This window comes from Streptomyces sp. Tu 2975, assembly GCF_009832925.1.
Classification (GTDB): Bacteria; Actinomycetota; Actinomycetes; order Streptomycetales; family Streptomycetaceae; genus Streptomyces.
Genome location: NZ_CP047140.1, coordinates 586,982 through 613,700 on the forward strand (window position 1 = coordinate 586,982; position 26,719 = coordinate 613,700).

General features: G+C 71.8%; 20 protein-coding genes and 2 pseudogenes. 9 read left to right on the forward strand and 13 right to left on the reverse strand.

What is annotated here, in order from left to right; all coding sequences use genetic code 11:
* The first annotated feature begins 664 nt into the window (after positions 1-664).
* On the forward strand, positions 665-1,525 hold the full coding sequence (locus GLX30_RS02470) for a nucleotidyltransferase domain-containing protein (RefSeq protein ID WP_159682977.1): 861 nt from the start codon (positions 665-667) through the stop codon (positions 1,523-1,525).
* Here GLX30_RS02470 and GLX30_RS02475 read toward each other — a convergent pair.
* Positions 1,467-2,588 carry a PP2C family protein-serine/threonine phosphatase gene (locus tag GLX30_RS02475; RefSeq protein ID WP_159682979.1) on the reverse strand — a complete coding sequence of 374 codons (1,122 nt, stop codon included), beginning with the start codon at positions 2,586-2,588 and terminating at the stop codon, positions 1,467-1,469. The genes GLX30_RS02470 and GLX30_RS02475 overlap by 59 nt on opposite strands.
* 199 nt (positions 2,589-2,787) lie before the next feature.
* The gene (locus GLX30_RS02480; protein ID WP_159682981.1) at positions 2,788-3,549 is read right to left on the reverse strand and encodes an SDR family oxidoreductase; all 762 of its coding nucleotides are present in this window, start codon (positions 3,547-3,549) and stop codon (positions 2,788-2,790) included.
* A 123-nt stretch (positions 3,550-3,672) separates the two neighbouring features.
* Here GLX30_RS02480 and GLX30_RS02485 point away from each other — a divergent pair, with 123 nt between their 5' ends.
* Entirely contained in the window at positions 3,673-4,785 is a 1,113-nt protein-coding gene (locus GLX30_RS02485) for a CapA family protein (RefSeq protein WP_159682983.1), read from the forward strand.
* Between the two features lie 234 nt (positions 4,786-5,019).
* Here GLX30_RS02485 and GLX30_RS02490 read toward each other — a convergent pair whose 3' ends face one another.
* Positions 5,020-5,538 carry an NUDIX domain-containing protein gene (locus GLX30_RS02490; RefSeq protein WP_159694812.1) on the reverse strand — a complete coding sequence of 173 codons (519 nt, stop codon included), beginning with the start codon at positions 5,536-5,538 and terminating at the stop codon, positions 5,020-5,022.
* Between the two features lie 219 nt (positions 5,539-5,757).
* On the opposite strand from GLX30_RS02490, the gene GLX30_RS02495 reads away from it, so the two are divergent.
* Positions 5,758-6,354 (forward strand): hypothetical protein, encoded by a 597-nt coding sequence (locus GLX30_RS02495; RefSeq protein WP_244257967.1) that lies wholly within the window; start codon positions 5,758-5,760, stop codon positions 6,352-6,354.
* Between the two features lie 33 nt (positions 6,355-6,387).
* Here GLX30_RS02495 and GLX30_RS02500 read toward each other — a convergent pair whose 3' ends face one another.
* Positions 6,388-7,245 (reverse strand): universal stress protein, encoded by an 858-nt coding sequence (locus GLX30_RS02500; RefSeq protein WP_159682985.1) that lies wholly within the window; start codon positions 7,243-7,245, stop codon positions 6,388-6,390.
* A 210-nt stretch (positions 7,246-7,455) separates the two neighbouring features.
* Here GLX30_RS02500 and GLX30_RS02505 point away from each other — a divergent pair, with 210 nt between their 5' ends.
* Positions 7,456-8,499, forward strand: coding sequence for a S66 peptidase family protein (locus GLX30_RS02505; RefSeq protein ID WP_159682987.1), 1,044 nt, complete (start codon positions 7,456-7,458; stop codon positions 8,497-8,499).
* A gap of 141 nt (positions 8,500-8,640) precedes the next feature.
* On the opposite strand, the gene GLX30_RS02510 is transcribed toward GLX30_RS02505, so the two are convergent.
* Complete coding sequence (locus tag GLX30_RS02510; RefSeq protein ID WP_159682989.1) at positions 8,641-9,330, reverse strand: ribonuclease H; 690 nt, start codon at positions 9,328-9,330, stop codon at positions 8,641-8,643.
* A 236-nt stretch (positions 9,331-9,566) separates the two neighbouring features.
* The gene (locus GLX30_RS02515) at positions 9,567-9,929 is read right to left on the reverse strand and encodes a hypothetical protein (RefSeq protein ID WP_208545341.1); all 363 of its coding nucleotides are present in this window, start codon (positions 9,927-9,929) and stop codon (positions 9,567-9,569) included.
* Positions 9,930-10,254: 325 nt separating this feature from the next.
* On the opposite strand from GLX30_RS02515, the gene rpmF reads away from it, so the two are divergent.
* Entirely contained in the window at positions 10,255-10,425 is a 171-nt protein-coding gene (rpmF, locus tag GLX30_RS02520) for a 50S ribosomal protein L32 (protein ID WP_159682992.1), read from the forward strand.
* Positions 10,426-10,578: 153 nt separating this feature from the next.
* Here the strand turns inward: rpmF and GLX30_RS02525 are convergent, their stop codons facing one another.
* The 4 genes from GLX30_RS02525 to GLX30_RS02540 form a co-directional block, all read right to left on the reverse strand.
* Positions 10,579-11,493: an AAA family ATPase gene (locus GLX30_RS02525; RefSeq protein WP_244257968.1), complete on the reverse strand. Its 915-nt coding sequence runs from the start codon at positions 11,491-11,493 to the stop codon at positions 10,579-10,581.
* A 2-nt stretch (positions 11,494-11,495) separates the two neighbouring features.
* A complete protein-coding gene (locus tag GLX30_RS02530) occupies positions 11,496-12,704 on the reverse strand; it encodes an RNA ligase (RefSeq protein ID WP_159682994.1) in 1,209 nt (402 codons plus the stop codon).
* A gap of 123 nt (positions 12,705-12,827) precedes the next feature.
* Entirely contained in the window at positions 12,828-13,646 is an 819-nt protein-coding gene (locus GLX30_RS02535; protein WP_159682996.1) for an isocitrate lyase/phosphoenolpyruvate mutase family protein, read from the reverse strand.
* Positions 13,647-13,741: 95 nt separating this feature from the next.
* Positions 13,742-15,841, reverse strand: coding sequence for a SpoIIE family protein phosphatase (locus GLX30_RS02540; RefSeq protein ID WP_347879681.1), 2,100 nt, complete (start codon positions 15,839-15,841; stop codon positions 13,742-13,744).
* A gap of 628 nt (positions 15,842-16,469) precedes the next feature.
* Here GLX30_RS02540 and GLX30_RS02545 point away from each other — a divergent pair.
* Positions 16,470-18,194, forward strand: a complete 1,725-nt coding sequence (locus tag GLX30_RS02545; RefSeq protein WP_159682998.1) for a SpoIIE family protein phosphatase — start codon at positions 16,470-16,472, stop codon at positions 18,192-18,194.
* Between the two features lie 67 nt (positions 18,195-18,261).
* Here the strand turns inward: GLX30_RS02545 and GLX30_RS02550 are convergent, their stop codons facing one another.
* Positions 18,262-18,963: a hypothetical protein gene (locus GLX30_RS02550; protein WP_159683001.1), complete on the reverse strand. Its 702-nt coding sequence runs from the start codon at positions 18,961-18,963 to the stop codon at positions 18,262-18,264.
* A gap of 266 nt (positions 18,964-19,229) precedes the next feature.
* Here GLX30_RS02550 and GLX30_RS02555 point away from each other — a divergent pair.
* Positions 19,230-21,352: pseudogene (locus GLX30_RS02555) on the forward strand (SpoIIE family protein phosphatase).
* A gap of 214 nt (positions 21,353-21,566) precedes the next feature.
* Here the strand turns inward: GLX30_RS02555 and GLX30_RS02560 are convergent.
* Positions 21,567-21,746 (reverse strand): hypothetical protein, encoded by a 180-nt coding sequence (locus GLX30_RS02560; RefSeq protein ID WP_159683004.1) that lies wholly within the window; start codon positions 21,744-21,746, stop codon positions 21,567-21,569.
* Between the two features lie 323 nt (positions 21,747-22,069).
* On the opposite strand from GLX30_RS02560, the gene GLX30_RS02565 reads away from it, so the two are divergent.
* Positions 22,070-23,440, forward strand: a complete 1,371-nt coding sequence (locus tag GLX30_RS02565; RefSeq protein ID WP_244257969.1) for a cytochrome P450 — start codon at positions 22,070-22,072, stop codon at positions 23,438-23,440.
* Between the two features lie 212 nt (positions 23,441-23,652).
* On the opposite strand, the gene GLX30_RS02570 is transcribed toward GLX30_RS02565, so the two are convergent.
* The gene (locus tag GLX30_RS02570; protein ID WP_159683007.1) at positions 23,653-24,063 is read right to left on the reverse strand and encodes a Fur family transcriptional regulator; all 411 of its coding nucleotides are present in this window, start codon (positions 24,061-24,063) and stop codon (positions 23,653-23,655) included.
* Positions 24,064-24,435: 372 nt separating this feature from the next.
* Here GLX30_RS02570 and katG point away from each other — a divergent pair.
* A pseudogene (gene katG / locus GLX30_RS02575) lies at positions 24,436-26,660 on the forward strand (catalase/peroxidase HPI).
* The last annotated feature ends 59 nt before the right edge of the window (positions 26,661-26,719 follow it).

Sequence of the window (26,719 nt, forward strand, 5' to 3'; positions counted from 1 at the left end):
GGCTTTCTCCTTCGTTCGGCAAGATGGCAGGAGGCTCGAGCAGAGTGGTCCACCGGCGGTGGTCCTGTTGCGGGACCCTCACGCCGGCACCACGCGCCCGCGCTCGGCGTCGCGTCCGGATGCCGGGCCCTTTCGGCCGGCGCTCCCCACGCGCCATGCCGGAGGATGCCCACGGCATCCTTGCTTCGTCGCAACGCGCTGTGCTCCGTTGCGACTTGTTGAGGAGTACACAGGCACCCGGGTGGAGCCGACCAGGAGTAAAAGACATGAAAGCGTCAGCAGGCTCTTCGTAGATTTCTACGATCAATGCTCGGACCTGCGACGTCGGTCGACTTCCGCGGCTCCGGACACGGTTGTCGATCAGGGCGGCGCCTACCGGGCCGAGGCTCGTCGGCGACGGTGAGCAGAGCCGGACGCGTCGGTGGCGCTCGCGCACGGCCCCCGTGAGCGCGACTCGCTTCGACCGGTCGGTCTCCCGGCCACCTCAGCGGAGACGGAGAAGTCCGCCGGAGGCGAGTACAGCTCCGCGTGCCCCACCCCGCCGCGTAGAATCCCGCCCATGGGCGTCTCCTGAGCCGGCCGTCACGGCCTCAGCCATCCGCCCGGCGATGCGCCGGGCGTTCGCCGGCGTGCCCGCCCGCTCACTCAGGAGACAGCAACCACCATGTCCGTCCGCTCCGCCTGCCCCGCACTCGACGCCCGCATCGCCCGGCTCCGGGAGATCGCCCGGTCCGACCAGCGTCTGGAAGGCGTTCTGCTCTACGGGTCCTGGACCCTCGGCGAGGCCGACGCCCACTCCGACATCGAGGCATATCTGTACGTGGTCGACGAGCACCTCGACGACTTCGACGGCCGGGCGTTCCTCGAACAACTCGCCCCGCTGAAGCTGGCGTACACCAACATGTACGGCATCCTCGCCGTCGTCTTCGACGACCTGATGCGCGGCGAGTTCCACCTCACGCCCGCCGGCACCGGCATCAGCGAAGTCCCCACCTGGGAGGGGATGGTGCACCTGCCCCGTCCCGAGGCCGCTGTCCTGCTGGACCGCACCGGCCGTCTGACCCGGGCCGCCCGGCGCCTCGCCGCGTTCCGGCCGCCGGAGCCCGCCGACACCGCGCAGCAGCTCATCGACGAGCTGACCAACTGGACGCTCATGCTCGCCCACGTCCTGGCCCGCGGCGAAGTGGCCCGCGCACATGCCTTGTTGCACTCGGTCGTCGCGCCGCAGCAACTGCAACTCTGCCGTCTCCTGCGCGACAGCACCACCCACTGGCTGACCCCCAGCCGTGCCCTGGAAGGTGACCTGCCCGCCGCCGACCGGGCCCGCTACACGGCCGGCACCGCCGCCGCCCGGGAGGAAGAAGTGCGTACGGCGGCCCGGAACGGCTGGCGCTGGAGCCGGGACCTGACCGCCGAGGCGGCCGAACGCTGGACCGTCCGTGTGCCGAGCGGGCTGCACGAGGAGATCAGCGGCCTTCTGGCGACGCCACGTCCCCCGCGGTTGCGGCGTCAGCTTCCAGAGTGACGGCGAAGAGGGCGGCATCGTCCTGCAGACCACCTCCGGTGTGCTGGAAGACGGCGCCGAGGACGGCTTCGAGGACGGCGTCCGGATCGGGCGGGAAGCGCCGGGACAGAACCGGAACGGGATCGAAGAAGACACCGTTCGCGTTGCGGGCTTCGTCGATACCGTCGGTGAACAGCACCACTGTGGCCCCGACGGGCAGGGCGAACCGGTCGACATGGACCTCGTCGCCTGCGAGGACCCCAAGGCCCAGCGGCAACGACGGCGTGGTCGGTTCCAGAGGGTCCGCTCTGCCGTTGTGGACCAGCAGTGGCGCCGGGTGGCCCCGGTTGGCGATGCGCAGTACGGAGTAGTCAGGGGGAAGTTCCGCGATGACGGCCGTGGCGAAGGACTCGGCTTCTTCTCCACTCGAGTGTCTGATCGCGGCCTGCATCCGGTCCTCCAACTGCTGCACGACGCCCTGCAGATCCGGTCGGTGGTTGCTCGCTTCGTGGAACGAACCGAGCAGGGCATTGACCGTACGGACCGCCTGGAGCCCCTTGCCGCGCACATCGGCGATGAGCATGCGGACACCGTGGGGAGTTTCCTGGATCGCGAAGAGATCACCGCCGATGGCAGCCTCCTCATGAGCGACCTCGTACCTGGCGGCCACCGCCAGCCGCCCCGCACGACGAGGCAGGTCCGGGAGCACGGCGCGCTGGACCGCTGCGGCCACCTCACGGCTCGTTGCCAGCTGCCGCCTGTCGCGTGTCAAGATCACATTGAAGACCGCTGCGATGACGGTGAGAAGGATCAGGCTGGCGAAGGGAACGAGGTCGTCTCGGGTCGGCTCTCGCTCCACGTACACCAGGGCCAGTCCCGTGAGGTTCGCCGCCACTCCGGTGGCGATCGTTCCCCGCAGGGAAAGAACCGGCGCGGCCACTCCAGGAGCGGCCGCGAGCAGAGGGAACGTGTTGACGTCCCCCATGGTGGAGGTGTCGAGAACGAACGCCCCGACGAGCACGGCGGCGGGCAGCCATCGGAGCCGCCGTCTCCTCCTCGTCGGATCCTTGCGACCGTTTCGCATTTCGCTTCCTCCGAGGCGTTCGTCCCGTCGGTGCGGCCGGGCCCAGTCTCTGGCACTTCCTCGGCCACGGCGACCGGAAGATCCCTGCCGAACGGCAAAGAGACGTGGGGACATCCGCGGAAGGACCGCGGGCCCTCACGCAGGCAGGTGCCGGTTCCCACCCGGTGACCGCTTACGTATCGGCCTGTCAGTCGGCCCCTCACGTACGCAGGTGGGACGCGCCGTTGAGGTCGAGCACCGCGCCGGACGACCACACGGCCCCGGGTGAGGCGAGGTAGAGCACGGCCTCCGCCACCTCCTCAGCCGTCCCGACCCGCCCGAACGGGCTCTCGCCACGCAGCGCCTCGCCGTCCTGGCCTGCCAACTTCGTGGCCTGCCGTTCCGTCGCGACGAAGCCCGGCGCCACGGACGTCACCGAGATCCCGTGCGGCGCCAGGGCGACGGCCATCGACTGCCCGAACGCGTGCAGCGCGGCCTTGCTCGCGCCGTACGCGGGGAAGTCGGGCTCTCCCCGGAACGCTCCACGGGAGCCGACGTTGACGATGCTGCCCCTCGCGCCCCGGTCGATGAGGTGCCGGGCGACGCCGTAGATCAGGTTCGCCGCGCCGAGCAGATTGACGTCGATCATGCGGTGCCAGGACCGCTGCCAGTCCTCGTAGGAGACCTCGGCCACCGAGTGCCGGTTCGCGGCCGAGGGCGCAACGGCGGCGTTGTTGACGAGTACGTCCACCCCGCCCATCGCCACCACGGCATCGTCGACGATGCGTCGCGCCACGGCCGGATCGCTGATGTCGCCCGCGAGCACGATGTGGCCGTCGCCGGGCAACCGCCGCAGGGTCTCCTCGGCGTCGTCGCGCCGGGCCGCGTAATGGACCGCCACGGTGTCGCCCTGTTCGGCGAACGCCACCGCGACGGCGCGGCCGATCCCTCGCGACGCTCCCGTGACCAGTACCCGCCTCATCGGTTCTCCTTCAGCTTCGGCATCCGCCCGACGGTAACCGGTCCGCGCTCCGACCGGTTCCGCCCGCGGTCACGGGAGAAGCGGCCAGGACGGCACCGTGGCAGGGCGGACTACCGTGGAGCCATGGGCGGTGGCCTCGTCACCCTGTTCCTCAGTGGTGACGTGATGCTCGGCCGCGGTGTGGACCAGATCCTTCCGCACCCCGGCGATCCGGCCCTGTCCGAGCCCTACGTCCGGGACGCGCGCGCCTACGTCGAGATGGCGGAGGCGATGAACGGCACGGTCCCCCGCCCGGTGCCGTTCGCCTGGCCCTGGGGCGACGCGCTGCCGGTGCTCGACGATGCCGGGCCCGACGTGCGGCTGCTGAATGTCGAGACCTCTGTGACCCGGAGCGACGACGCGGCTGCCGGCAAGGAGGTCCTTTACAGGATGAACCCGGCGAATCTGCCCTGCCTCACGGCGGCCCGTCCCGATGTCTGCGCCCTCGCCAACAATCACGTCCTGGACTACGGCCGCCGCGGGCTGGAGGAGACACTCGCGGTCCTGGCGGACGCGGGCCTGCGCACGGTCGGTGCGGGACGGGACCTGACGGCCGCCCGGCGATGCGTGAGCCTCCCGCTCCCCGAGGGTGGACGGGTGCTCGTGGTCTCGCTCGGCATGGAGTCCAGCGGTGTCCCGCCGGAGTGGGCGGCCACCGCCCGGCGCAGCGGGGTCCACTTCGCGGCCGACCCGTCGCCGGCCGTCGCGGCGGAGGTGACGGCGCGGCTGCGCGAGGTGAGACGCCCTGGCGACATGACGGTCGTTTCCGTGCACATGGGCTCCAACTGGGGTTACCAGGTCCCCCGCAGTCAGGTCCGCTTCGCCCATGCGTTGATCGACGGCGGCGCGGACATCGTGCACGGGCACTCGTCCCACCATCCGCGGCCGGTGGAGGTGTACCGCGGCAGGCTCGTCGTCTACGGCTGCGGGGACCTGATCAACGACTACGAGGGCATCGGCGGTTACGAGCGCTACCGTGACGACCTCCGTCTGCTCCACATCGCCTCGGTCGATCCCGCCTCCGGCGCTCTCCACGAGGTCAGGATCGTTCCACTGCAGGCCCGGCGGCTGCGGCTGAGGCACGCCTCCGCGTCCGACTGCCGTGTCGTGCACGATGTCCTGGACCGGATCAGCCACGGCCTGGGCGTCCGTATGCAGGCCGAGCCGGACGGGTCGGTCACGGCCCGGCCTTCCTGAGGGCAGCCGGAGGGTTGCCTCTCAACCGATCGGACGACCCCGCTGTCAACCGTCCCGCCCACCGGGTCGAGCCGGTCCGACGATGATCATGGGACAGTCACGGACCCGGGGGTCAACGGCGGCCCCGGCCCGGCGGCAACAAGTCCCAGGAACCGTGGCGAAGCCACTCGCTGAACGTCACCGGACGGGCGCCGCCCACCTCGAGCGGGCTGGGCCAGCGAACTCGGGATCCGCCTACCGCAAACCCTTCGAGCCGCCGTCTCCATGCTCCCGGTGGACGGGATAGCGGCGGAACCGGTCGTCGGCGGCCGTCGGCCCCATGCGCCAGCTCCGCAGCACCGCGGCGGACGGCGCGAAAAGCGGCTCCGGCACCGCCTCCGCCGGGAACCACTCCCATCGCACGATCTTGTCCGGTTCCCGCACCTGCGGGGTGCCGGCCGCCCGCGCGACCATGGCGGCGCCCGTCACCCGCATGAGCCCCCGCTCTCCGTCCACCAGTACCGCCCCGATGCGCACCGCCGACGGTTCCACCCGCAGTCCCGTCTCCTCCGCCAACTCCCGCGCTGCGGCCTGCTCGAACCCCTCGCCGGGGTCCACCTTCCCACCGGGCAGCTCCCATCGCCCGTCGTGGCCGAGCCCGAGCAGCACCCGCCGTCCGCCCTCGTCCAGGACGACGACCCCGACCCCGGTAAGGCTGTTGGGGGTGGGGAACGCCCGCTCAGGACGTTCGGCAGTCCGGTGGTCGTCGTGCACGGCGTCTCCCGGTGTCGCGTCGCTCGGGCGCTCGCGCCCCTGCACCACTCCTCATCCTCGCACCCGAGTGAGCAGTACAACTGCGCAGCGACGGCCGGCGGTGCCGTCTGGCTCCGGCCTCGCCGCACGGCACGACCGGACCAGCCCCGCCACTGGTCCGCGTCGGGTCCGGTCGTGTGCACGGTCGTGGGACGCGCGTCCGAACGAGGTTGCCCGGAAATGGACATCGCGACGACGCGGACCCCGCACTCGGGTGATAATCCCGCCGTGGACAACGACCATGTGGTGCCCCTGCCGGGCAGCACGCACCGGCCCGGCGCGCTGCCGGCCGCACACCTGCCGGCGCCCTGGCCCCAGTGGCAGGACGAGTACCCCGTCATGGCGCCCGGCGGGCACCCGTACGTGCTCGCCGCGCTGCGGATGACGGTCCCCGGCAACCGGCACTGGCAGCAGCAACGCCTGGTCGAGAACGACGATCTGCGGGCCAGGCTCGGGCCCCTGTTCAGCACCGTGCCGGTCAGTCACTCGCTGCTCCAGGAACCGCACGGCGGCCAGCACTGCCGCTTCAGTACCGACGGCCCCCGGCTCTGGCAGGACACCGACCCGGACCGCTGGCCGAACTCTCTCTACCGGCAGCTCGAGCAACAGGACGGCCCACGTCGGGGGCTGGGCGAAGTAACGGTGAGCCTGCGCCTCCTGACGAGGAACGGCCTCACCCTGGAGGTCTGCCGGACCATAAGCGAGTGCAACGTGCGGGTGGACGCCCGGCTCCTGCTGGTCCAACTCCCCGAGCAGCTCTCCGACGACCGGGCCTGACCGCCCCGACGCCACGACAGGTCCCCGTCGCTGTCACTCGTGCGCGACCACCGCGACCGGCGCCCTGCAGTGGTGCATCGCGGCGTGCGCGACATGCCCGATGTGCGGGACCAGGGGCGCGCGGCGGATGTGCCGGCCGACCACCACGAGGCCCGCGTCGGCGGCCTCGTCGACCAGCACTTGCGCACCGGCGCCCATCACGGGCCGTTCCCTCACCGCCACCGCCGGGTTCTCCTGCCGCCAGGGCCGCAGTGCCGCGCCGAGGGCGGTCGCCGCCTCGCGCCCGGCCTCGGCCCGGGCCTCGTCGGAGTGGGCGAACACCAGGGGCAGCTTCCAGCCGTGCACGGCGCGCAGGGTGCATCCGCGCCGGGCCGCCTCCTCGAAGGCGAAGGTGAGAACGGAGCCGGCGGGGCGGTGGAGGTCCACGCCGACCACGACCTCCTTGTCCGTGCCGTGCCCGTGTGCGCTGCCGTCGGCGCGTACGACGACGACCGGTGCCGTCGTGGCGGCGACGGTCGCCAGACCGACGGAGCCCATGAGAGCGCCCATCACGGTCCCCAGCCCTCGCGATCCGAGCACCAGCACTTCCGCGTCGGCGGCCTCGACGGCGAGTGCGCCCGCGGGCCGTCCCGACATCCGGCGCCCGGAGATCCGAAGCCCCGGGTGGGCGAGCCGCAGTTCGTCCATCGCGCCTTCCAGCAGCCTGTCCGCCCAGTCCCGGTGGTCGTCACGAGTGACGGTCGGCATGGCCACGGCCACCGGCAGCGGCCACTCCTCCACGTGCACCAGAAGCAGGTCCGCACCGCGCAGCACGGCCTCCCGGGCCGCCCAGTGCGCCGCCGCGAGACTCTCGGGCGAGTTGTCCAGACCGACGGTCACATGCCCGGTCATGGTGGCTTCCTCCTTCGGATCGCTGTCTGCGGCCACCTTCCGGCCTCCCGCGGCGGCGCGCTCGGCGACGCGACGGCGATGACATCACCACCATGGGCCCCGGGGCCCACGATCCGGTGCCCGACGCGCGACCGGTCGTCGCGGCGAGTGTGCGCGGCAGCTCCGGACACTCGTTTCGGCGGCGGGTCTCTCCGGTCCTACGATCACGGGATGACGGTTCCCGTGCATCCCGCCAAGCCCCGCCCCGGAGATCCGGTCGCGGTGCTGTCCCCTTCCTCCGGTCTGCCCGGACACCTTCCCCTGCCCTACGAGTTGGGGTTGCGCAGGCTCCGGGAGGACTTCGGGCTGAAGGCGGTGGAATACCCGACGACCCGGAAGACGGGCGCGACGCCCGAGGAGCGAGCCGCCGACATCCACGCGGCCTTCGCGGACCCCGACATCAAGGCGGTCATCGCGAGCATCGGCGGCGACGACCAGATCACCGTCCTGCCTCACCTTGATGAAGACCTTCTCCGCGCCAACCCGAAGCCATTCTTCGGCTACAGCGACAACACCAACCTGCTGCTGTTCCTGCGGGACCTGGGCATGGTCGGTTACCACGGCTGTTCGGTGATGGTCGAGCTCGGACGGCCCGGCGCGATGCACCCGCTGACGGCTGACTCGTTCCGGGCGGCGCTGTTCACGTCCGGCGAGTACGAGCTCACTCCCTCGAGTACGTACGGCGATGTGAACCGGCCCTGGGACGACCCGCGCACGTTCGAGACCGAACCGGAGACGGAGCCCGCCGAAGGCTGGTTCTGGCACAACGGCGACCGGGTGGTCGAGGGAGTCGGCTGGGGCGGCAACGTGGAGATCCTGTCCTGGCTGCTGATGGCCGGCCGGGTCGGGCAACCGGTCGACTCCTACGCGGGCGACGTGCTCTTTCTGGAGACCTCGGAGGAGATGCCGCACGCCCGGGACGTCTTCTGGATCCTCAGGAGCATGGGCGAACGCGGGCTGCTGCGGCAGTTCCCCGCGCTGCTGATGGGCAGGGCGAAGAGCTGGTCGTTCGAGAACCCGCTCGAACCGCAGGACCGGGCGCGCTACCGCCGGGAGCAGCGCGAGGCCGTTCTACGGGCTCTCGACCGGTACGCCCCCGACACCATGGCGGTGTTCGACGTCGACCTCGGCCACACCGATCCGCAACTCGTCGTCCCCGTCGGAGGACGGATCCGGGTGGACGGCCCGGCGCGCCGCATCCACGTCACTTACTGAGCCGCCGGTCGCCCACGTCGGTGAACGCCCGGCCGGGGATCCTCGGCCGTGGGCCTCGGCGGGTGGAGGGGAACGTCGTCCCGGCCGGGTACGACCGGTCACGGCCCCGCGCGCCGTGCGGCGCCTGCCGTTGTGCGGGATTCAGCCGCCGTCCGTGGCGCAGGATGGGTGGCCCCAGCCGTCGGTGTTCTTCGCGATCGTCTCGCCCTTGGCATAGGGCCGGCCGCATCGGCACCGGCCGGGGAACTTCGCCGCGACCGAACCCCGGGCGGAGCCCGCGGCCGGGGGGCGCCGTTCCGCGGGCCGCCGGTTGCGTCCGGCCGTCGCGGGCCGTGACACCGGCTCTGGCGGTGGCAGGACGGAGCCCGCGGCGGAGCCGGCCGGCTGCTGCGAGCGGGCCGAGTGACTCGCGGCGGCGTCGGCGGCCGCGTTCAGCGCGTCCCCGTCGACCTGATGGGCCGGGGTGTACACGAAGGTGACGTCCCGGCCGGTCAGCAGCGTATCTATCGCGACCACCAGGTCCCGGTTGGCCACCGGCGTGCCGGCGGCCGTCTTCCATCCCTTGCGTCGCCAGCCGGGCAGCCAGGTCGTGACGGCCTTCATCGCGTACTGCGAGTCCATCCGCACCTCGAGGGGAACGACCGGGTCGGTCGCCTGGAGCAGTTCGCGCAGTGCGGTCAGCTCTGCCACGTTGTTCGTGGCCCTCCCCAGCGGGCCCGCCTCCCAGGAGGCCACCCGGCCGTCCGTACCGGCAACGACCCATGCCCAGGCCGCCGGCCCGGGATTACCCTTCGACGCCCCGTCACACGCGGCGATGATCCGTTCCACCATGCACCCGATGCTGTCACGTCCCGCACACGCGACCCGCACAGCCCGGCCGTCCACGGGCGCTGCGGCTCGTGAAGAGAGCTGCGCGGGCCGGCTCGGCGGACGGCGCGGCCGGGGCGGCGTCCAACGGCACGCCGCTCCCGGCCGAGCGAACGGCCCCGGGGGGTGCGGACGTGCTGTCACATCCTCCGCCGCGCAACTGCCGCTTCTTCACAGACCCGAACGGCTCGTGAATTCTTTCAGAGACGTCGCAACCGTGACGCGACACCGTGTCCGACGAGCAGATAAATCACTGCGGGCAGTCCGTAATTGAGGAGAACGCGGAGGCCTTCCGTGTCCATCGTGAAAATATCCTGTGACCACCACGCCAGCAGGTCCGCCGTACCGTGCACGAATTCGACGAAAATGTTCGACCTGTTGGCCTCGAGCAGGTGGAGCAGGACCCACAGCCCGAGGAACGCCGCGGCGATGTCGGCGATCGTGTGGGTGATCAGGGCCGCCCGACGTGTGCCGGAGCCGTCCCCGCTGCGAACAGGACGGTGACCGCCGCCCTGGGTGGGGTCGTACTGCCAGTGGTCCGGCAGGGGTTCGGTATTGCTCACTGGATTCCCAATCTGGCGCGTAGACAGCCTCGTCGGCACGGAAACGCGGTCGACACACAGAGGGAAATACCACAGCGGTGAAATCCCGGCCTTGACCGCATGAAGGTCGCTTTTTTGCGCCCCTGCCGGGAACTGCGCCGTGCATGGACGAAGCGTTACACGGAGATCGCATCAGGTCCGTTTCCACCGGCTACGCCGATTCCTGTCGTACGGATACCGATCGGTCCGGATCGTCGCCCGCGCAGCACCGGCCACAGCCCCCAGGCGCCAACGGTAATCATTTTCATGTAGCCTGGCCTGGTTCCTTCACCGACCTGGAGTCCTCATGGCTGTCCCTAAGCGGAAGATGTCCCGCAGCAACACCCGTCACCGTCGGGCGCAGTGGAAGGCGAGTACGCCGCAACTGGTGCCGATCACGGTGGACGGCGCGTCACACCTCGTACCTCAGCGGCTGGCCAAGGCGTACGAGCGTGGCCTACTGCGGCCCGAGGGCTGACGCGGCCGTGGACGGCGCCCGCCGGCACGGGCACCGGGCCCCTGTCGGCAGGCGCGTATGGACCCGGGCCGGGCGGTGGTCGCAGCCACGGCACCGTCCGGCCCGGCACCGCGCCGCCGCCCCTGGGTGGAAGGGGCCGCAGCGGTCCGGTGCCTAGAAGTTGCCGTAGTTGACCTGCCACGTGGGCAGGCCCATGCGGCGCCAGACGGCGACGACACGGTCGCGGTCGTCGAGGGAGACGCGTACCGCGAAGCGTTGACGGACATGACGGTCGAAAAGCTCCGCCTTCACGACGTCGTCACGCCGGCCGTCGCCGGCCGCCCGCATCCACAGTTCGTCGTAGGGGACCTCGTGGCGGCGCAGCCACGCCTCCGTCCGCTCCCGGTGTTCCTCACCACGGCCCGAGAGCAGGACGATCACGTCGCCGTCCGCGCGCCGGAACGACAACAGCGCGCCGCGCACGGACACGTTGAGCAGGTCCTCCTCGCAGCGGGTGAAGTCGTAAGGGCTGCGGGCGCCCCTGATGGCGAGGGTGCCGTCGATGTCGCACATCACCGCCGCGGGCAGCGCCGGGTCGGCGACATACGGCTCGACCGGGATCTCGTCGTTCAGCCAGTCCTCGGTGAGGCGCCATCCGCCCCTTCGGGCCTTGGCGTGCTTGTCGGCGAGAATCCGGATGATCTCCTCACCGACCCGCCGGTCCCGTTCGGCGTCACGCCGTATGCATTCGTCGACCGGTACGCCGGTGAAGTCGTGGACTTTGAACTCGGCCTGACCGGCCACCGCGGCTTTCAGGCGCTTCGGGATGTGAGGTGTCAGGTGTGTGTTGTCCACGACGACGTCGAACCCGCCGTCGACGGCCGACCGCACCGCCGCGTCCTGGATCGCCAGCACCGTCTGCTCGTGCGCGTGCGAACGGCCGGTTCCGGGCGCCGGGATGTCGAGCATGAGCCGCAGATCGTCCAGATTCACCCGCCTGATACGGCCCTCCGACTCCGCCTGCAGCATGCGCGCCGCGGTGGTCTTCCCCGAGGCCGGGAGCCCCGTCATCACGTGTACCACGGGCACGGTCAGTTCTCCTCGTCGGTCTGGAACGGGTCGGCCGTCGCAGGCCGGACGGATCGGTAGGTCAGGAGTTCGGTCGGGCGCCCGTCCAGACGCAGGAACAGGGCGGAGCGGACGGCGGTGTCCGGCAGCGACTTCGCGGCACGGGCGAACGCGCCCCGGTCGGTGGCGAGCGGGGCCAGGGACCGGTACGCCTCGTCGATCGCGCGCTCGCGGTCGGTCACGTCCTTGTCGATCCGGGCGATCACCTCGCGCACCCACGCGTCGAACTCGTCGGGCACCTGCTCCAACAGCGAGTCGAGCGGCTTGCCGTCGGACGCCGCGAGGTCCGCCACGGAGCAACCCAGCGTCTGCGCCACCTGCTTGGCGGGCAGGCCGGCGAAGCGCTGGACGCCGTGGCTGCGCCAGATGTCCCGCTCGGTGACGCCGGTGAGCACTTTGTGGAGCCGTACGTACTCGGACAGTTTGGCCTTCGCCCGGACGCCGGAGGCGAAGCGCAGCACGAAGCCCTCCGCGTCGGTGCCCGTGGCCGTCCGGCCGCCGGGGAGCTGGTTGGCCTCGGCCAGGGCGAGCAGTTCGGCCAGCGGCATGGCGGGCCAGACGGTGACGACGGAGCCGATGCCCTGCCACCCGGCCGCGGCCTCTGTCAGAGCGACTTCCGTGCCGTCCTTGGCGAACGCGGCGAGGAGCACCAGGTCCCGGCGGTCGCCGTAGTCGACGACTATCCGGTTCTGCGGGTAGAGGATCTCGGCGAGGTAGGTGACTCCGGGTATCAGCGCGGAGGTGTCACTCCCGTCCAGCAGGCGCTGCGCCCACACCGCCTGTGCGCTGATGAAGGAGCCCTTGGACGCCACCCGCCACCGGCCGGCGTAGTGGAAGACCACCGCGAGGCTGCCGTCGACCTTGTCGTAGACCTCGAACGGCTCGTCCGGGAGGGCGGGCGCGTACGGCTGACCCGCCTCGTGCTCGCCGACGTTGAAGAACTTCGGCAGCGGAAGGGCGACGATCTCGCCGGTGGCGTCGTCGGCGACCAGGCCGCGGCAGCGCACGGTGACCCGGTTCCACACGCGCTCGTACTGACACGTCCTCGTGTACGTGTAGAGGGAGAGCGGCAGTTCGGGGTGGCGCTTGCGGGTGACGTGGCCGGCCTCGAGTGCAGCCGCCAACTCGTCGGGCGGCAGCAGCTCCTGGAGGGTCGCGTACGCCTGGCTCATGGGGTCCTCCCGTTCGTGAACCGTGATTGTCACGCGCGGGAGACCGTGTTGCGTACCGATTTACCTGCGAGGACGGCTGCCGGCGCGGCCAGGTCCTCGCCCGGTCGCGCCCCGGCGGGCCGTTCAGCGGGGCCCGGCGAGCAGCCCGTCCAGTTCGGGGAAGGCGATGCCGTCGGCGAGGGAGTCGTAGCCGCCGGTGTCGAGGATTTCGCGCGCGGCGCGGCGAGCGGCGGCGTACGCGGTCTGCGCCACGCCCGGGCCGAGGCTGACGCGGGCAACGCCGAGGTCGCCGAGTTCGGCGACCTTCGGTGCGCCCGGGCCGGCCATGACGTTCAGCGGTACGGAGATGTCCCGGGCCAGCGCCGCGATCGTGGTGGTGTCGGTGACTTGGGGGACGAAGATGCCGTCCGCGCCGGCGTCGACGTACCTGCGTGCCCGGTCCAGGGTTTCCGCGAGCCGGGTGCCCGGGTCGCCGAGGCCGAAGAGGTAGGTGTCGATGCGGGCGTTGAGGAAGAGGTCCGCGCCGGCCCGATCGGCAGCCTGCCGGGCGGCGGCCAGCCGTGCCGCGAGTCGGCCCGGGGGCCGGGTGCCGTCCTCGATGTTGACGCCGACGGCACCCGCCGCGAGCACGCCGGTGACGGTCTCCGCGACATCGTCGGCGGTCTGCCCGTAGCCGCCCTCGATGTCGGCCGTGACCGGGACCCCGACCGCGGTGACGATCCGGGAGATCAGTTCGAGTGCGCGCTCGCGGGTGAGGGCGTCACCGTCCGGCGAGCCCAGCGACCAGGCGACGCCGGCGCTGGTGGTGGCGATCGCGGGGGCGCCCGCGGCCTCGATGACGCGGGCGCTCGCGACGTCCCATGCGTTGGCCAGTGCCAGGGGTCGCGACGAGGTGTGCAGGGAGCGGAAGTGACGGGCCTGGTCGGGCCGGGTGGTGATCATGGGGACAGTCGAACACCGCCCCAGCGCCGCTGTCCGGCAGGAATCCGACATCGACGTCGGGCGGGAGTCGTGGCCTGCTCAGCTGTGACGGGGTGTCATGCGCCCGGCAGGGCCTGCTCCGCCCAGATGGTCTTGCCCGTGGGGCCGTACCGGGTGCCCCAGCATTCGGTGAGACTCGCGACGAGCAGCAGTCCCCGGCCGCCCTCGTCGAAGGTCCGGGCGCGGCGCAGATGGGGGGCGGTGCTGCTGCCGTCGGACACCTCGCAGATGAGGGCGGTGCCACGGATGAGGCGCAGCCGGATGGGGGCGCCGCCGTAGCGGATGGCGTTGGTGACCAGCTCGCTGACGACCACTTCCGTGGTGAACACGGCCTCGTCCAGGCCCCATTGCTCCAGCTGGGCGGCGACGTGCTTGCGCGCCCGCGAGACGACGGACGGGTCCGGGGGCAGGTCCCACGAGACGTGGTGATCCGCGCCGAGGCGGCCCACGCGCGCGAGAAGGAGCGCGATGTCGTCGCCGGGCCGCTCGGGCAGCAGGGCCGCCATCACGGCGTCGCAGGTGTCCTCCAGCGATCCGGCGGGACGGGTGAGCGTCTCGCGCAGCACGGCGAGCGCGGCGTCGATGTCCCGTCCGGGAGACTCGATCAGGCCGTCGGTGTACATGGCGAGGATGCTGTGCTCCGGCAGGTCGAATTCCGCTGCTTCGAACGGCAGTCCGCCCACCCCCAGCGGCGGGCCGCCGGGCAGCGGGATGTGGGCGGAGCTGCCGTCGGGGCGGACGAGCACAGGTTCCGGGTGACCTGCTCGGGCCATGGTGCACCGCCCGGAGACGGGGTCGTACACGGCGTACAGACAGGTCGCGCCGGAGACGGCGGAGCTGCCCGCGGGGTCCACCGACTCCTCCCGGTCCAGTTTCAGCACGATGTCGTCGAGCTGGGTGAGAAGTTCGTCGGGTGCGAGGTCCACGTCGGCAAGCGTGCGCACGGCGGTACGCAGCCGGCCCATGGTCGCCGATGCCTGGACGCCGTGCCCGACGACGTCGCCGACGACCAGGGCGACCCGGGCGCCCGACAGGGCGATGACGTCGAACCAGTCGCCGCCGATCCCGGCGCCCGCCGTGTTGGGCACATAGCGGGAGGCGACCTCGACGGCCTGCTGCCGGGCCGTCCGCCGGGGCAGCAGGCTGCGCTGCAGCGCGAGGGCGGTGGCGTGTTCACGGGTGTAGCGGCGGGCGTTGTCGACGGCCACGGCGGCCCGCGCGGCAAGTTCCTCGGCGAGCAGCAGGTCGTCGTCGTCGAAGGGTTCGGGCGTACGGTGGCGGGAGAACACGGCGAGCCCCAGGGTGATGCGTCGCGCGGTGAGCGGAGCGACCACCAACGAGTGGATGCCGTGTTCGCGGATGCTGCGCACACGGTCGGGGTCGTCCACCTCCCACCGCCACAGTTCCTCCTCCTCGACGGCGAAGCGCGCGGCCTCTCCCCGCACGAGCACGCGCCCCATCGCCGACTCCCGCACGAAGGTGTGCCGCGCGCCGACGGGCAGCACGGACTCGGGGCAGCCCTCCAGGACCGAGTGCTGAGCGGCCCGGTGGAACACGATGGTCGTTCCCGGCTCCGGGGTGCCGGGTTCGTCGCCCGCGAGTACGGGGGCGAGCAGGTCCACGGTGACGAAGTCGGCGAAGCTCCCCGTGGCCATCTCGGCCAGTTCCTCGGCGGTACGGCCCACGTCCAGTGTGCTCCCGATGCGCATGCTGGCCTCGTTGAGGACGGTCATGCGTGCCCGGGCGCGGTACTGGTCGGTGGTGTCGAGGGTCACCACGCAGCAGCCGTGCACGTGTCCGGAGCCGTCCTTGACCGGGGAGATGACCGCCGTCCACACGCCTTCACGGCCGAGGTCGGGGCGGAGGAGGGTTTCGTAGCTGCGGCCCTTGCCGGTGGCGATCACCTCTTCGACCGCGGCTTCCAGGCCCTCCGCGCCCTCGATCACGACACCCGGTTCCACTTCGCCCGGCTTCAGACCGACGAGCTGCTCCAGGGTTATGGTCACCGACTCCAGGGTGGCCTGATTGGCGGACACGAGCCGGGCCCGCCGGTCGAAGAACACCACGGGGACGGGCAGCTGCTCGAGGATCCACCACGGCAGGCCGGCGGGGCCGTCCCCGCCGGGGCCCGGCCGGCCGCTCATGTCTTCGTCCATGGGGACCTTCACTCGCCCTTCGCCGTACGACCGCCCAGCGGAGCCGGCGCCGGCTCTCCTCCAGCATGCTCCCGTGCTCAACCCCTCGCCACGGCGGTGCCGCGGACCGGCCCGCCCGACGGGTACGCCCGGCCCCGTGCGGTCGGCGCACTTCGAACGGGCCGTCCGTCGCCGTCCCGGTGCGGACGCCGCCGGCCGGCGTCCTTCCGCCGTGCCCGAGGGCGCGGGGTACACGTCGGCGGCAGGTCCGCGGGACTTCGTCCACGTCGAATCCCGCTGCCGGCGGAAGTCGCCGCGTCCGATCAGGTCCGGCGGCTGACGCGCCCGCAGGCGAGGAAGGCCGACCGCGGAGAACCGCTGACGGCTCGAGGCCCGGCCCCCGCGGCGGCCCGGGGCCGCCCCGTGGCCGACTCGGCAGCCCGCCGCGTCGCATACGGTGGACCAGCGGTCTTCTCCCGTCGGAGAGTCCGGGCGTCCATCTTGGCAGGGCGAACCCGTCCAATCCGGCGCAAGGCCCTGCGGCCCGGCTGACCCGCGGGCGTCACATCCGCCCGACGGGGCATGTGGAGAGACGGCAGGGACGGACGGCGGACGGCAGGACGGCCCTTCGGCCAGGGGAGGCAACCACATGACGGACCCAGAGCGGGTGGCAACGGTCGGCGACGGATCTCCGGACAACGCCATAGCGGCGATGACCGGGGCATTGGCCGCCCTGCGCACGGGCGCCTATCTGACGGACGACGAGGGGTGCATCATCGGCGTCAATGCCCGGGCCGAGCACTTCCTCGGCCGGGCCGCGGCGGCACTCCTCGGTCAGGACGCGCACGACATGCTGCACCGCAACCGCCACGGCGAGCCCATCGCGCGGGCACAGTGCCCGGTGCGGCAGGCCATCTTCGCCGGAGCCACGGCCCAGGGGACGGACGAGTGGATCGAACGTGGCGACGGCTCGCTGCTGCCGGTGTCGTGGCTGGTCACGCCCTGCGACATCGACGACCGGACCACCGCCACCCTGGTGATCTTCCACCCCCGTGACACCCCGGGTCTGCCCGCCGCACTCCCGGACCGGCCCACCGCATCGCTCTCGGAGCTCGAGCGGCTCGCCCTGCTGGCCGAGACGACCACGACGCTCACCTCCACGCTGGACGTCGACGAGGCGCTGCGAAGACTCGTGAACCTGGTGCTGCCCCGCCTCGCGGACTGGGCCGTCATCGACCTGATCACCGAACGCGACGAGGTGTGGCGCCGCGCCGTGGTGCACGCGGAGAACGGGGCGCTGGTGCACAGGGAAGTACTCGAGGGACCGATGCCGCCGGTACCGGAGGGTTCCCCGATGCCCCTGTCCCGGGCCCTGCGCGGCGTGGCGTCCACACTGGCCGGGCCGGAGACCTACCAGGGGCCGCCGGACTCGGGGATCGCGGTGGAACAGCGCCGTCTGTTCGACATGACCGGCATGCACTCTGCGGCCATCGCCCCCATCCGCGGCGTACGGGAGATCCTGGGCGCCATCACTCTTGGCCGCTCGGAGCGCCCGGAGCGCTTCACGGCGGCGGACATCGCGCTGCTCGAGGACATCGCACGCCGGGCCGGCCTGGCGCTGGCGAACGCCCGCCTCTACCAGCGGCAGCGCAAGGTCGCCGAGACCATGCAGCGTCATCTGCTGCCTCAGCTGCCGAGCGTGCCGGGGCTGGAGATGACGGCCCGCTACCTGCCCGCGCCCAACGCCTCCCAGGTCGGCGGCGACTGGTACGACGCCTTCGCGCTGAGTGACGGCACCACGGCTCTCGCCATCGGTGACGTCGTCGGCCACGACCTGGACGCCGCCGCCGGTATGGCGCAGCTGCGCAACATGCTCCGCGCCTACGCCTGGGCGCAGCACGAACCGCCGAGCAAGATCGTCGAATGGCTCGACGACGCGTCCCTGCACATCGCCGAAGCCTCCATGGCAACCCTGGTCTACGCCCGGATGACGGTGGCCGACGACGGTCGGTGCGAGATGACGTGGACCAACGCCGGTCACCCGCCGCCCCTGCTGGTCACGCACGACGGCGTGGCCGACTTCCTCACCGACGGCCACGGCATCCTCCTGGGCGTCGCGGCCCGTGAGGCCCCGAAGGGCCGCATCGACGCGACGGTGCCACTGCCGCCGGGCTCGACCCTCGTGCTCTACACCGACGGCCTGATCGAGGCCTCGGGCCATTCCCTGGACGAGGGCCTGGAACGGCTGCGCCGGAACGCCGCGTCCTTGGCCCACCGACCGCTGGAGCCGTTCACCGACCATCTGCTCGAGCGGTCCCGACCGCCGCAGAACGAGGACGACGTCGCGCTGCTCGCCGTACGGATCCCTGGCTGAACCCCGTCGGTGCGGGCCGGACCGGCCCCGTCCCCGGGGCAGCCCGCGGCGGCCTGCACGGTGGGGCTCAGGGGGTGTACGGGGCGTCGCTGTGATGGAGCTCGGCCATGACGGGACCCGCCACCCGGTAGACGGCGGTCCGCCTGATCGTCACCACAGCGGCCGGGTCGGCGTCACCTCGGGTGAGGTGGACGACGGTGGCCTGCTTCGGGGGCGCCGTGGAGATCTCGACGGACTCCACCGGGGTCCTGTCCCCTAGCGAGGCCGCGGCGGCGGGGACCGGCGTGCCTGCGTCGTTGCGCCAGGTGACCAGGGCGTAGAACCTGCCCGTACCCTCCGTCGTCACCTTGACGGGCGCCACGGCGTCCGGTGCCGCGTCACCGGTCATGTCGCCGATGTCGCACTGCGGCTGGAGTTCGATGACGATGCCGTCGCCCTCCCACCGCCCGTCGGTGAACGAGATGGACCCCGGCGGGGCGTCCGGCAACCGCAGCTCGGAGTTCTGCAGTTCCGCGTTGCGGAGCTGGTCGCACGTCAGCCCACCGGCCGGCCTGTCCGAGGCGCGGGGTGAGGGCTCGGCCGACTCCTTCCCGTCGTCGTGGCCGGCACCGCCGCCGGGCGACTGCGACGATCGCCCCCGGTCGGGCGACTTGGCACCCGGGCCCTTACCGCCGCCGTCCGTGTCCTGGCACCCCACCGCCACGGACGCCAGTACGAGCGAGGCGATCGTCCAGGATCCCCGTCTTGTCCGGCCTCTGGTTCCGTTCACCGCAGGTCCCCCCTGTGTTCCGCGTACCGGACCGCGGCCGCGGCCGGTATGCGGTCGGAGACGCGCCTGCTTTCCTCCCGGTTGCGGCTGTCACGCACCAGGTACGTACGCGGGGCGCCGACCGCGCGATCACCGTGCACCCGCGCCGGTGCGTACCCGGCCGCGCCGCCGCTCGGCGGAACACGGCCCCTGCCCGTGCGCAGGTGAATGTGCCGCCCCCTCCCGGTCGGCGTAACGTCCCGTATAGGCGACGCTGGAGGTGCCTCGTGACGAGCACGGGTGACCCGGCCGTCGACGTCGGCGCGGTGGATGCGGCGCTCGCGGAGACGGTGCGGCGCACTGGTGCCGCGATCGGTGCGCTCTATCTGCTCGTACCGGACCAAGAGGTGCTGCATCTCGAGGTGTTGTGCGGTGCGCCGGCCGAGTTCGCCGCCCCGTGGACGAGAGTACCGGTGGCCGCTCCGGCGCCGGTGGCGGACGCGGTCCGCGAGGACCGCTTGATCTGGGTCGGCAGCCAGGAGGAGATGGCCCGCTCCTATCCCCGCACGGCGGTCGCGCTCCCCTACCCGCTCGCCCTGGCCGCCGCACCGGTCACCGGCGTCCGGCGGTGGGGCTCGATCCTGCTCATGTGGCCCGCCACCCACCCCCGCGAATGACCCGGCGGGAACAGGGCCACATCACGTCGGCGTGCCGGAATCTGGCCCGGCTGCTCGAGGAGGCCACCGCATCCGGGAGCCCGGTCCACGTCGGCGGGCCCCGCATCCTGTCCGTCGCCGCCGGCCGGCCGGTCGCGACACCGGCGCTGGCCGCCGTCGACTTCACCGAGCGGCTGCCCGGCGGTTCCTGCTCGCTGGACCTGGAAGGGCGCGTCACCTACCTGAGCTCCGGGGGCGCAGAGTTGCTGGGCCGCGACGCCGGCCAGCTGCTGGGTACCCTGCCGTGGCAGTCGCTGCCCTGGCTCGACGACCCGACGTACGAGGACCGCTACCGTGCCGCGGTGATCAGCCGCGAGCCCGTCGCCTTCACCGCGTGCCGCCCACCGGATCGGTGGCTGGACTTCCACCTCTACCCCGACGCCAGCGGCATCAGCGTGCGCATCGTTCCCGCCGATGCGCAGCCACCGCCCTCTCCGGCTCCCCGGCGGTCCCTGAACACCACCTCCCCGGCCCGTGCCGGCCAGCTGTACCAGCTCGCGCATCTGGCCGCCGCCCTGACCGAGGTCGTGGGCGTCCAGGACGTCGTCGACCTCATCGCCGACCAGATCATGCCGGCCTTCGGCGCCCAGGGCCTGGTCCTGTCCGCGGCCGACGCCGGGCGGCTGCGGATCACCGGGCATCGCGGCTATCCGCCCTACGTCATCGATCGTCTCGACGGCCTGCCGCTGGACACCTCCTTCACGCCCGCCGGCCAGACCCTCGCCACCGGCATCCCCTCGTTCTTCACCGACCCGGAGGAGATGCGTCGGATCTATCCCGAGGCCCCGATGGTCAGCGGCAAGCAGGCCTGGGCCTTCCTGCCGCTGATCATCTCCGGCCGGCCCGTCGGCTGCTGCATCCTGTCCTACGACCGTCCGCACGCCTTCACGGCCGAGGAACGCGCAGTCCTCACCTCTCTCGCCGGCCTCGTCGCACAGGCCCTCGACCGTGCTCGCCTGTACGACACCAAGCAGCAGCTCGCGCACGGCCTCCAGCAGTCTCTGCTGCCGCACACCCTTCCCCCGGTCGACGGCCTGCGGGTCGCGGCCCGCTATCTGCCCGCGACCCGCGGCATGGACATCGGCGGCGACTTCTACGACCTGCTCCGCCTCGGCGACACCGCGGCGGCGGCCGTGATCGGCGACGTCCAGGGACACAACGTCGCCGCCGCCGCGCTGATGGGGCAGGTCCGTACCGGTGTCCGTGCCCACGCCACCCTCGGCACCCCTCCCGACCAGGTGCTCTCGCGGACCAACCGGCTCCTCACCGACCTCGACCCCGGCCTGTTCACCAGCTGTCTCTACGCCCACCTCGACTTCGCCCGGGGACGCCTGTGCGTCGCCACCGCAGGACACCCCCCGCCGCTCCTGCGCCTGCCGGACCGGCACACCGTCCCCCTCGACGTCTCCCCCGGCCCGCTCCTGGGCGTCGATCCCGACGCCACCTATCCCGTCACCGAGATGTCTCTCGCCCCGGGTCTGATGCTGGCCCTCTACACCGACGGCCTGGTGGAGGCGCCGGGCGTCGACCTCGACGACTCCGTCGCACGACTCGGCCGCTGTCTCGACCACGCGGCCGGCCGGGACCTGGACCTGGTCATCGACAGTCTGCTGGAAGAGGTCCGCCCCGCCCGCCGGAACACGGACGACATCGCGCTCCTCCTGCTGCAGGCGGACACCGACCTCGGACGGTGAACGGCCTAGCGCAGCACCACGGTGACGCCCATCCGCTCCAGGAACGGCACCACCGCGTCGAAGTAGCCCACGTCGCCTTCCCGTGTCCACGCTGACGTCCGCGAGGGCCTGCCGGGCCACGTCCGCGGCGTGCCGGACGAGCGTGAAGGGCGCGGGAGGCGCCTCGCCGCCGCACCGGCAGCCGCGCAGCGCGTTCCAGCACTGGTGCCACCGGTTACGGATGCTCGGCGTCCACGTCGTGCACCGTGAAGTGCAGTTCACCGAAGGGAACAGGCGCGTTCCTCGCGCACCGCTCGGCGGCCTTGAGAAGCCGGCCGGTGGGGGCGCAGCCGAGGAGGGTCAGGCGCTCCCGGTACTCCGCCGGGTCCTGAACAGCCCCTCGACGTCGACGCATCGCGCCCACACCGTCTGCTCCCCGTCCCACTCCTCGCTGACGAGCGCGAAGCGCAGAGGCAGATCCCGCCCCCAGACGACTTCACGCAACGAACCGTCCTCGTCCACCGTGCCCTGCCCCTCCCGGCCCCCAGGGCCGGGTCGATCATAGGGCCGGTGCCTCTTCGAGCGACCGGGCCGCATTGACGGCGGGTCCGGGCGCGGAGTGGCGGCGGCAGGGGCGGGCGGACCGTACGACCGGGTGAGTGATCCGGCGCACAGGCCGGCGAGGACGGTCACGGTGCGTGTTAGCGTCCGCGCGTGACTTTTCCGGACAGGGACGCAGTGACCTCGGGAACCGCGACGGCGGACCCCGGGGCGGACGGTGTGCCTGGTCGCGGGGCCGCACCGCCGTCGGCCCGGATCCAGGACGCTTCCGTGCCGGGCGACCGGCTCGACCTGTTCGGTGCGGGCTTCGTACGCGACCCCTACCCGTGGCTCGACCTGCTGCGCGCCGAGGCGCCCGTGCACCACGACGAGGCGACGGGACTGTGGCTGGTCAGCCGCCACCAGGACGTGCGGCGGGTGCTTTCCGACGCGGCGGTCTTCCTGCCCGACAACGCCCAGCACGCGGTCGCCCCACTGCCGGTCGCCGCGCTGCGGACGCTCGCGAAGGCTGGTTTCACCCTGCCACCCGCACTGGCCAACAACGGCACCAGCAGCCACGCCGGGCTGCGCCGGCTGGTCAACCGGTTCTTCGACGCCCGACGGGTCGCGGCCGCCGTCCCCGTGATCGAGCGTTGCGCCGAGGAGTTGCTGGACGCGGCGCAGGCCGGGATCGACGCCGACGGTCACGAGGACCTGTTCGCCTCCTACGCCCAGGTCCTGCCGTGCCGGGTGCTCATGGAACTGCTCGGCGTCCGGGGTGTCACGCCGGACACGCTGATCCGCTGGAGCGACGCGTCGCTGGAGCTGTTCTGGGGCAGGCCCTCGGCGGAACGGCAGCTGGAACTGGCCGAGATGGTCGGCGAGTTCCACCGCTGGCTGACCGACACCGTACGCAGTGCCACGTCGTCGCGGGACTTTCTGCCGGAGTCCTTCATCGGAGCGCTGTCCCGCCACCTCCTGCCCGGAGGGGAACCGCTGGACACGGCGACCGCGGTCAGCGCCTGCTTCTTCATCTTCATCGCCGGGCAGTCCACCACCGGCCAGCTGATCGCGACCGTGCTGCGCCGGGCCCTCGGCGAACCGGGGCTCTGGCCGCGGCTGGTGCCGGAAGCCGGACTGGCCGAGGCCTGGGTGGAAGAGGTGCTGCGGCGTGAGCCGCCGGTGACCACCTGGCGCCGGGTCACCGCTCGACCGGTGGAACTGGCGGGCACGCAACTCCCGGCGGGCGCACAGCTGTTGCTCATGCTGATGGGCAGCGGCTCCGACCCGGCCGTGTTCGCGGAGCCGGAACGGATGTGCCCGCAGCGGGCGAACGTCCGTCACCACCTGGCGTTCGGCGCGGGGCGCCACCGCTGTCCGGGCGCGTCCCTGGCACGCACGGAGGCGGCGATCGCCCTACGGGCGGTGGCACGCCGTCTGCCGGAGCTCCGGCTCGCGCCGGAAGGGGCACGCCCGCCGATGCTGGGCCTGTTGTCCTTCCGGGCGCCGCTGGAGGTCATGGTGGAGCGGCAGCCCGATCGTCGCCCCCGGCCGACGGCTGACGGCTGACGGCTGACGGCTGACGGCTGACGGCTGACGGCTGACGGCTGACGACGGTCGGCCGACCGCACATCGACCGGGCGGGCGGAACTCCCGCACCCCCGGGGCACTTCCAGGCCGGACCGCACACGGCGCCCACGCGCGCCACCGCCCCACACGGTGGCGCGCGCAGGCTGTTCATGGGGAAACGGCCCAGGGGTCCGCCCGTTGAAGGCCGTAGGTCAGGTGCAGGAGGGGCACACGCCCCGGTAGGTGACCTCGACCTCGGACACCGTGAAGCCGAACCGCTCCGCCGCCGGGAGGTCCGCCAGCGGATCGCCGCTGGGGTGGACATCGCGGATGGTGCCGCAGCGGGAGCAGACCAAGTGCTGGTGCGGGCGGTGCGCGTTGGGATCGTAGCGCTTGGCGCGCCCGTCGGTGGAGACCTCCAGGACCTCACCGAGGGAGACCAGTTCGCCCAGCGTGTTGTACACGGTCGCCCGCGAGATCTCGGGCAGTCGCTGTGCCGCACGGGCGTGGACCTCGTCCGCAGTGAGATGCACGTGGTCGCCGTCGAGGACCTCCGCGACGACACGCCGCTGGGAGGTCACCCGCCAGCCGCGTCCTCGCAGCCGTTCCAGCAGGTCACTCATATCGGTTCACCTATTCAGGCTTGGCGGAATACCCGAAGTTTACCGGCAGGTGTCCGGAACCCGATGGGATATGAAACGCGCTAACTTCTTGACCTGGACAGCGTCCATCGTAGGATCGGTTCCGGCATCAGCCAAGGGAGTCGGCACCTCCAGTTACGGCAGGAGACTGAGACATGACGGGACCGCCGAGCAGCCGCACGGTGCTGCCGGGCCGCGGCTGACCGGCCGCGGCCGACCGGGCCCTTCCCGTCGTGCCGCGCAGACCTCGCCATGCCGGCAGTCCGGCCCCCGACCCGGGGACGCATGTGCCCCGACCTTCCGCCGCCGGCACTTCCTGAGCATCACGATCCCGCTCCGCCCGAAAGGATTCCCATGTCCGAGAACCCGGATGCAATCGTCACAGACCCGAAGACGGAGGGCCGAGGCGGCGGCTGCCCGGTAGCGCACGGGCGCGCCCCGCACCCGACTCAAGGCGGCGGGAACCGCCAGTGGTGGTCGGAGCGTCTCAACCTGAAGATCCTCGCCAAGAACCCGGCCGTGGCCAACCCGCTCGGCGAGGAGTTCGACTACGCGGCGGCGTTCACGTCCCTCGACCTCGCGGCCGTGAAGCGGGACATCGCCGAGGTGCTGACCACCTCGCAGGACTGGTGGCCCGCCGACTTCGGCAACTACGGCCCGCTGATGGTCCGTATGGCCTGGCACAGCGCGGGCACCTACCGGATCAGCGACGGCCGCGGCGGTGCCGGCGCCGGCCAGCAGCGCTTCGCCCCCTCAACAGCTGGCCGGACAACGCCAACCTCGACAAGGCCCGCCGACTGCTGTGGCCGGTCAAGAAGAAGTACGGCCGGTCCATCTCCTGGGCCGACCTCATGATCCTCACGGGCAACGTCGCGCTGGAGCAGATGGGCTTCGAGACCTTCGGCTTCGCCGGCGGCCGGGAGGACGTCTGGGAGCCCGAGGAGGACGTGTACTGGGGTCCCGAGACCACCTGGCTCGACGACCGGCGCTACACCGGCGACCGTGAGCTGGAGAACCCCCTCGGCGCGGTCCAGATGGGCCTCATCTACGTCAACCCGGAGGGCCCCAACGGCAACCCGGACCCGCTCGCCGCGGCCCGTGACATCCGCGAGACGTTCCGCCGGATGGCGATGAACGACGAGGAGACGGTCGCCCTGATCGCGGGCGGTCACACCTTCGGCAAGACCCACGGCGCGGGCCCGGCGGACAACGTCGGCGACGACCCCGAAGCCGCCTCGCTGGAGGAGCAGGGCCTCGGCTGGAAGAACGCCTACGGCACCGGTAAGGGCGGCGACACGATCACCAGCGGTCTCGAGGTGACGTGGACGAACACTCCGACCACCTGGGACAACAGCTTCTTCGAGATCCTCTTCGGCTACGAGTGGGAGCTGACGAAGAGCCCCGCCGGCGCGCACCAGTGGCGGCCGAAGAACGGTGCCGGGGAAGGCACGGTCCCCGACGCGCACGACGCGTCGAAGACCCATGCCCCGCAGATGCTGACGACCGACCTCGCGCTGCGGTTCGACCCGGTCTACGAGCAGATCTCGCGTCGCTTCCTGCAGAACCCCGGCCAGTTCGCCGACGCCTTCGCCCGCGCCTGGTTCAAGCTGACCCACCGTGACATGGGCCCGAAGTCGCTGTACCTCGGCCCGGAGGTCCCGGAGGAGACCCTGCTGTGGCAGGACCCGCTGCCGGAGGCCGAGGGCGAGGTCATCGGCGCCGAGGACATCGCGGCCCTCAAGGCCAAGCTCCTCGACTCCGGGCTGTCCGTCTCGCAACTGGTGTCCACCGCGTGGGCGTCGGCCTCGACGTTCCGTGCCAGCGACAAGCGCGGCGGCGCCAACGGCGCCCGCATCCGCCTCGAGCCGCAGCGCACGTGGGAGGTCAACGACCCCGACCAGCTCGCCACGGTGCTGCGCTCGCTCGAGGGGATCCAGCAGGAGTTCAACTCCGGTGCCAAGAAGGTCTCCCTTGCCGACCTCATCGTGCTCGGCGGCGTCGCGGCCGTCGAGCGGGCCGCCAAGGAGGCAGGCCTTCAGGTCCAGGTGCCCTTCACTCCGGGCCGGGTGGACGCCTCGCAGGAGCAGACCGACGCGGAGTCGTTCGCCGCGCTCGAGCCGACCGCCGACGGGTTCCGCAACTACCTGGGTAAGGGCAACCGCCTGCCGGCCGAGTACCTGCTGCTCGACAAGGCGAACCTGCTCAGCCTCAGCGCTCCCGAGATGACCGTCCTCGTGGGTGGCCTGCGCGTGCTGGGCGCGAACCACCAGCAGTCGCAGCTCGGCGCCCTCACCGCGACGCCCGGGTCGCTGACCAACGACTTCTTCGTCAACCTGCTCGACCTGGGCACGACGTGGAAGGCGACGTCCGAGGACCAGACCACGTTCGAGGGCCGCGACGCCGCCACGGGCGAGGTGAAGTGGACCGGCAGCCGTGCCGACCTCGTCTTCGGTTCGAACTCCGAGCTGCGCGCTCTCGCCGAGGTGTACGCGAGCGACGACGCGAAGGAGAAGTTCGTGACCGACTTCGTCGCGGCGTGGGACAAGGTGATGAACCTCGACCGGTTCGACATCGCCTGACACAGCCTCCGATATCTGACGTGATCCCCGGCGTCCGACGCGATCTCATGGCCTGATCG

Excerpts from the sequence above, each read along its gene's own strand:
- GLX30_RS02560 (WP_159683004.1), bottom strand. The coding sequence starts at position 21,746 with ATGCGTCGACGTCGAGGGGCTGTTCAGGACCCGGCGGAGTACCGGGAG.
- GLX30_RS02570 (WP_159683007.1), bottom strand. The coding sequence starts at position 24,063 with ATGAGTGACCTGCTGGAACGGCTGCGAGGACGCGGCTGGCGGGTGACC.
- GLX30_RS02495 (WP_244257967.1), top strand. The coding sequence starts at position 5,758 with ATGGACATCGCGACGACGCGGACCCCGCACTCGGGTGATAATCCCGCC.
- GLX30_RS02545 (WP_159682998.1), top strand. The coding sequence starts at position 16,470 with ATGACGGACCCAGAGCGGGTGGCAACGGTCGGCGACGGATCTCCGGAC.
- GLX30_RS02510 (WP_159682989.1), bottom strand. The coding sequence starts at position 9,330 with ATGGTGGAACGGATCATCGCCGCGTGTGACGGGGCGTCGAAGGGTAAT.
- GLX30_RS02475 (WP_159682979.1), bottom strand. The coding sequence starts at position 2,588 with ATGCGAAACGGTCGCAAGGATCCGACGAGGAGGAGACGGCGGCTCCGA.
- GLX30_RS02535 (WP_159682996.1), bottom strand. The coding sequence starts at position 13,646 with ATGATCACCACCCGGCCCGACCAGGCCCGTCACTTCCGCTCCCTGCAC.
- GLX30_RS02480 (WP_159682981.1), bottom strand. The coding sequence starts at position 3,549 with ATGAGGCGGGTACTGGTCACGGGAGCGTCGCGAGGGATCGGCCGCGCC.
- GLX30_RS02485 (WP_159682983.1), top strand. The coding sequence starts at position 3,673 with ATGGGCGGTGGCCTCGTCACCCTGTTCCTCAGTGGTGACGTGATGCTC.
- GLX30_RS02540 (WP_347879681.1), bottom strand. The coding sequence starts at position 15,841 with ATGGACGAAGACATGAGCGGCCGGCCGGGCCCCGGCGGGGACGGCCCC.
- GLX30_RS02505 (WP_159682987.1), top strand. The coding sequence starts at position 7,456 with ATGACGGTTCCCGTGCATCCCGCCAAGCCCCGCCCCGGAGATCCGGTC.
- GLX30_RS02500 (WP_159682985.1), bottom strand. The coding sequence starts at position 7,245 with ATGACCGGGCATGTGACCGTCGGTCTGGACAACTCGCCCGAGAGTCTC.
- GLX30_RS02530 (WP_159682994.1), bottom strand. The coding sequence starts at position 12,704 with ATGAGCCAGGCGTACGCGACCCTCCAGGAGCTGCTGCCGCCCGACGAG.
- GLX30_RS02470 (WP_159682977.1), top strand. The coding sequence starts at position 665 with ATGTCCGTCCGCTCCGCCTGCCCCGCACTCGACGCCCGCATCGCCCGG.
- rpmF (WP_159682992.1), top strand. The coding sequence starts at position 10,255 with ATGGCTGTCCCTAAGCGGAAGATGTCCCGCAGCAACACCCGTCACCGT.